This window comes from Arthrobacter sp. 2YAF22_2 (assembly GCF_052114645.1).
In the GTDB taxonomy this organism is placed as follows: domain Bacteria; phylum Actinomycetota; class Actinomycetes; order Actinomycetales; family Micrococcaceae; genus Arthrobacter.
In genome coordinates this window covers 1-1,875 of sequence record NZ_JBFRFD010000615.1, presented here as the reverse complement: position 1 = coordinate 1,875, position 1,875 = coordinate 1, and the positions used below count along the sequence as shown (strand labels likewise).

2 protein-coding genes are annotated in these 1,875 nt (G+C 67.1%); both read left to right on the top strand.

Annotated features, from left to right (window positions below; translation table 11 throughout):
* Positions 1-537, top strand: a 537-nt coding sequence (mtrA, locus tag AB4Y86_RS17895; RefSeq protein WP_441403499.1) for an MtrAB system response regulator MtrA, incomplete at its 5' end; no start/stop codon positions are given.
* Between the two features lie 130 nt (positions 538-667).
* Positions 668-1,875: histidine kinase dimerization/phospho-acceptor domain-containing protein (locus tag AB4Y86_RS17890; RefSeq protein ID WP_441403500.1), on the top strand; the 1,208-nt coding region annotated here is incomplete at its 3' end.

Here is a 1,875-nt window from a genome sequence, read left to right as displayed (position 1 = left end):
CCGGACCTGGTGCTGCTGGATCTGATGCTTCCGGGCATGGACGGCATCGAAGTGTGCCGCCTGATCCGGGCCGAGTCGGATGTCCCGATCGTCATGCTGACGGCCAAAGCGGACACCTCGGACGTCGTCCGCGGGCTCGAATCCGGAGCCGACGACTACGTGCCCAAGCCCTTCAAACCCGCCGAACTCGTGGCGCGGGTCCGGGCACGGCTGCGCCCCGGGGACCAGAAAACCCCGGAAACCCTGCGGATCGCAGACGTCACGATCGACGTCGCCGGCCACGTGGTCAGCCGTGACAGCCAGCGGATTTCGCTGACCCCGCTCGAATTCGACCTGCTCGTCGCCCTTGCCCGGAAGCCTTGGCAGGTCTTCACCCGGGAGCTGCTGCTGGAGCAGGTCTGGGGATACCGGCATGCTGCGGACACCCGGCTGGTCAACGTCCACGTCCAGCGGCTGCGCTCTAAGATCGAGCGTGATCCCGAAGCCCCTGAAGTTGTATTGACGGTCCGTGGTGTCGGCTACAAAGCAGGTTCCTGAGCCGGCGGACGGCCGCCCGGCGCCCGCCAAGGAGGGCGCCGCCCCGCATCGCGTCGGACCGGAATCCGCCCCGGAGAGCGTCGCGACGGAATCCGCCCCGGAGAGCGCTGCGCCGTCCTCGTCGCGTGCGATGACCGCGCTGTTCCGTGCCCGCATCTGGGCCCGCCGGGCCCGGATCGTCAACGCCCGGGTGGTGCGGCTGGTCCTCACCGGGGCATCGCGACTGCTCCCGGCCCTGCGGTATCTGCTGCGCGCCCTGCACCGGCGCTGGCGGCGGTCGCTGCAATTCCGGACGGTGCTGACCACTCTGATGCTGGCGATCGGCTCCTTCGCCGTGGTCGGCGCCTACCTCTCGAACCAGATCGCCGACAACCTCTTCCAGGAGCGGCTGACGCAGGCGGAGTCGGAGACCCGCTACAACGTCAAACAGGTCCAAGACACGTTCGACGGCGCGCAGGTCACCGACCAGTCCAGCGTCATCACGCTGGTCTATGACACCCTGAACGCCGTCGAAGGGCGCGGCTCCGTGATCCAGCGCCGCTACGTCTTCGAGGCCATGCCCGAACAGACCAAGCCGCGCAACCGCTGGGTGGAATCACGGGCGTCCGACCAGCTCACGATCAGCGTGATCCCCACCGACCTGCGCAAGGCGGTCCAGGACTCCGGCAAGGACCAGTTCTGGGCGTCCACGCAATTCCCGGTCGGGACCGAGGACCGTCCCGGCATCGCCGTCGGCAACAAGGTGACTTTCAACGGAACCGTCTATGAGCTGTACCTGATCTACGACCTCAACACGGCGCAGAAGACACTGGACGAGATCCAGAACGTCCTGCTCGCCGGCGCCGCCGTTCTCGCCCTGATGATCGGCGCCATCGCCTGGTACGTCACGCGCAACGTGGTCAGCCCGGTCAGCCATGCCGCCGTCGTCTCCGAAAAGCTCGCCGCCGGCCAGCTGCAGGAACGCATGGTGGTCAAGGGTGAGGACGAAGTGGCCAGGCTCGGAGCCTCCTTCAACCACATGGCTGCCAGCCTGCAGGAGCAGATCACCCAGCTGGCCACCCTGTCCCAGATGCAGCAGCGCTTTGTCTCCGATGTATCGCATGAGCTCCGCACGCCGCTCACCACGGTCCGGATGGCCGCAGAAGTGCTGTACGACGCCCGCGACGAGTTCGACCCGATCAACAAGCGGTCCGCCGAGCTGCTGTACCACCAGGTGGAGCGCTTCCAGTCCCTGCTGGCGGACCTGCTGGAGATTTCCCGATTCGACGCCGGCGTGGCCATGCTCGACGCCGAACCGACCGACATCGTCCAACYGATCGGACACGTCCTGGACGGGGT